3 protein-coding genes are annotated in these 3622 nt (G+C 70.2%); 2 read left to right on the top strand and 1 reads right to left on the bottom strand.

Going from position 1 to position 3622, the window contains the following annotated elements:
• Window positions 1-182 precede the first annotated feature (182 nt).
• A complete protein-coding gene (locus tag AB1634_18955) occupies window positions 183-833 on the bottom strand; it encodes an MBL fold metallo-hydrolase (protein MEW6221591.1) in 651 nt (216 codons plus the stop codon).
• Between the two features lie 164 nt (window positions 834-997).
• Here AB1634_18955 and AB1634_18960 point away from each other — a divergent pair, with 164 nt between their 5' ends.
• Window positions 998-3088, top strand: a complete 2091-nt coding sequence (locus tag AB1634_18960) for a thioredoxin domain-containing protein (GenBank protein ID MEW6221592.1) — start codon at window positions 998-1000, stop codon at window positions 3086-3088.
• A 325-nt stretch (window positions 3089-3413) separates the two neighbouring features.
• A partial coding sequence (locus AB1634_18965) for a hypothetical protein (GenBank protein MEW6221593.1) occupies window positions 3414-3622 on the top strand: 209 nt, incomplete at its 3' end.

A 3622-nucleotide genomic window follows, 5' to 3' on the forward strand; every position in this document is an offset into this window, starting at 1 on the left:
GACAGGGAAGTGGACATCCGGATGGCATTCGAGATGGATGGCTTCGCAGAACTATCCAAAATGAGACAAGAAAACGACCTGGCGCAGTGGACATTCATGCGGACATTCGAGCGAGCACATCCGTGGATCTCCTTCCATGTCGACCTGCGCCGGGCCGACGGAGAGCACCCGGACCGCTCCACCTACCCCCAGTCGCCGCCCAGGAAGGGATTCTCCCGCCGCTCCCGGCCGATGGTCGAGCTTCTGGTGTCGCCGTAGTCGTGGCCGGGCCAGACCAGCGTGTCATCGGGCAGGGGGAGGAGCTGGCGCTGAAGTGCCGCCATCAGGGTGCCGAAGTCGCCGCCCGGCAGGTCCAGCCGGCCGGCACCGCCAACGAAGAGGGTATCGCCGGTGAAGAGGTTGCCCTGGGCCAGGAGGCAGATGGAGCCCGGGGAGTGGCCGGGGGTGTGGAGGACCTGCGCCACGAAGCTGCCCACGGCCAGCCGGTCCCCATCCTTGACCAGGATATCGGGGGGCGGCGAATCCGAGGGCGGAAAGTCGATGCGCAGAAAGGACTGCGCCACAGCCGCGTCGGCCAGAAGATCCCGGTCCGCCTCGTGCATGACAATGGCAGCGCCGGTGGCGGCGGCCAGGCCCCGGTTGCCGCAGGTATGGTCCGGGTGGTTGTGGCTGTTCACGATGTAGCGGGCGACCAGCCCCTGCCGGCGCAGCTCCGCCAGGAGCGGCTCGGGCCTGCCGCCCGGATCGATCACCAGGGCCTGCCGGGTCTTTTCGCAGGAAACCAGGTAACAAAACACCTTCATGAGCCCGACCTCGATCTGTCTGATCTCCATGTCTGTCCCCCCTGGTGGCTGTGGTCTTGTGCCGGCCTTGATGAGACCCGAGGATACCTCCCCGGCCGGCCAGGCCACAAGACTGCCCGCGGCTTTGCCCCCCCGGCCTTGCGCGGCCATGGCCGCCCCGCTGGGGGAGGGGGCGGCTTGCCGGGCCTGCGGCCATGACCGCCCGCCGCCGTCTGGCCGCAGCCAGAAGCCCGTATCTGCGGCAGCACGCCGATGATGCGGTGGACTGGTATCCCTGGGGCGAGGAGGCCCTGGGCCGGGCCCGGGCCGAGGGCCGGCTGATCTTTCTGTCCATCGGCTACGCCACCTGCCACTGGTGCCATGTCATGGGCCGGGAGAGCTTCTCGGACCAGGAGGTGGGGGACTACGTAAGCCGCCATTTCGTGCCGATCCTGGTGGACTGCGAGGAGCGGCCGGACCTCAACCAGCTCTACATGAAATCCTGCCGCCTGCTCCTGGACGGCTACAGCGGCTGGCCTTTGAACGTGGTCGCAAGCCCGGACCAGGTCCCGCTCCTGGCGGCGGTCTACCTGCCAAAACGGAGCGCCCATGGCCGCACCGGTCTTCTGGACCTCCTGGAGCGGGCGGCTGCGGAGTGGCAGCGGAATCCCGAGGAGCTCCTGGGCCAAGGGCGCCGGATTGTGACCAGCCTGACCGCGGCCGCCGGGGGCATCCCCGGCCAGGCCGCCATCGACCAGCAGACCCTGGCCGTTGCCGCCGGCGCCTTCCGGGAGGAATACGACCCCCGCCACGGCGGCTTCGGGCCGGACCCCCGCTTCGTCCGGCCCCATGGCCTCATCTTCCTCCTGCGCCATGCCTGGCGCTGGCAGCAGCCGGCGCTCCGGGGCATGGTGGAAAAGACCCTGACGGCGGTCTGGCGGGGCGGCATCTTCGATCAGCTGGGCGGCGGCGTGCACCGCTATGCCACAGATGTTGCCTGGCGCCACCCCCACTTCGAAAAGATGCTCTACGATCAGGCCGGGCTGCTCCTGGCCGCCTGCGAGGCCTTCCGCGCCACCGGCCGGCCCCGCTACGCCGCGATGGCCCGGGCGGTCATGGCCTACGTGCTCCGGGACCTGCAAAGCCCGGACGGGGTGTTCTGGGCCGGGGAGGACGCCGACGCGGAAGGGATCGAGGGCGGCTACTACCTGTGGCGCCGGGAGGAGATCGTCTCCGAGCTGGGCCCGGACGAGGGCGACCTCTTCTGTGCGGTGTACGAGGTGACGGGCGCTGGCAACTTCCGGCCGGCTGACCAGGGCCAGGGGAGCAATGTCTTGTACCGCCGACGGTCGGTGGCCGCCTGGGCCGGCCAGCTGGGCCTGGCGCCAGCCGGGCTGGCCGGCCGGCTGGCGCGGGCCAGGCAGCGGCTTTTCGCCAGGCGCCGGCGGCGATCCTCCCTGCGCCAGGACCGGCAGGTGATCCTGGCCTGGAACGCCCTTATGGTCTCGGCCCTGGTCCAGGCCGGGCAGGCCCTGGCGTGGCCCCCCGCCATCACTGCCGCCGAGCGGGCTGCCCGCTGGCTCCTGCGGCAGATGCGGCCCAACGGGGAGCTTCGCCACTGCTGGCAGGATGGCCTGGCCTTCGGGCCGGCGGTGGCCGCTGATTACGCCTGCCTGGCCGCAAGCCTCCTGGATCTCTACGAAGCGGTCTTCGATCCCCTTTGGCTCAGCCAAGCCCTGGAGCTGGCCCGGGAGCTCCTGACCCGCTTTGGCGACCCCGCCGGCGGCGGCCTGTTCGAGACCGCCGCCGGCGACAGCAGCCTCCTGGTCCGGCTCAAGGACCCGGAGGAGCGGGAGATGCCCTCGGCCAACAGCATGGCCCTGGACCTCTTGGCCCGGCTGTGGCTGCTGGCCGAAGACGACTCCTGGCGCGCCGCCGCCGAGGGCATCCGGGCGGCCTTTGCCACCGAGGTGCGGGCGGCGCCGGCGGACTTTCCCTGGCTCGTGCAGGCCTCCTCCTGGCTGGTGGCATCCCCCAGGAAGGTGGTGGTGGCCGGCCCCAGCGAGGCGGCTGCTACAAAAAGCCTCCTGGCCGCCGCCCGCCAGACCTACGCCCCCGATGCCGTCTTCCTGCTGCGGCGGACCGACGTGGCCGATGACCCCCTGCTGGCCTTGGCGCCGGGCGTGCGCGACCTCGCCCCCGCCGGCGGCCAAGCCGCCGCCTATGTCTGCGCCGGCTTCGCCTGCCAGCGCCCCCTCACCGATCCCCAGGCCCTGGCCCGTCTTCTGGCAAGACCCATTCCCTGACCGTGAGGACACCGCCTATTGCCGGCCGGCCGCGATCGCCGTCCACTACTGGATCAGTGTCTGGGGCGGCAACGGCCCGTGAATTGCCGCTCTTGATTCGGCTAAGAATGAGTACTACTGTTCACATTATTCGTGTAGACTAGGACAGAATCCTGCCCCGCGGGACAGCGCTCGTCCACGTTGCTGCCAAGAAACGGATGCACCGGACCGAGTGCCTGCTGCGGAGCCACCGCACCGGTTATCTCCCCTTGCTCTTGTCGGCTTGCCGCTGGCCACGGTCGCAAGCCTTTCCCGATCCCGCACCCCTGTGCTCGGAGGATCATCCATGCGATCCCTTTCTGGTCCCGCCCGTTCGTCGCCGGTTGCTCTGACCCTTATCCTGTTCCTGGCAGCCGCGCTGCCGGTGCTGGCCGCCACCCCAAGCGCGGCGGCCAGGCGGGCCGCGGTGCCCCGCTTCAACCTGGCTGTGCAGGTTTACGGGGATGCCGCCGGCCGCGGCAACGTGCCCATCGAGATCGATGCCGCGGTGCTGCC

It is taken from the genome of Thermodesulfobacteriota bacterium, from assembly GCA_040755095.1.
Classification (GTDB): Bacteria; Desulfobacterota; Desulfobulbia; order Desulfobulbales; family JBFMBH01; genus JBFMBH01.

What these genes read in the sequence shown, in the direction of transcription:
- AB1634_18960 (MEW6221592.1), top strand. Translation starts at nt 998, where the DNA reads ATGACCGCCCGCCGCCGTCTGGCCGCAGCCAGAAGCCCGTATCTGCGG.
- AB1634_18955 (MEW6221591.1), bottom strand. Translation starts at nt 833, where the DNA reads ATGGAGATCAGACAGATCGAGGTCGGGCTCATGAAGGTGTTTTGTTAC.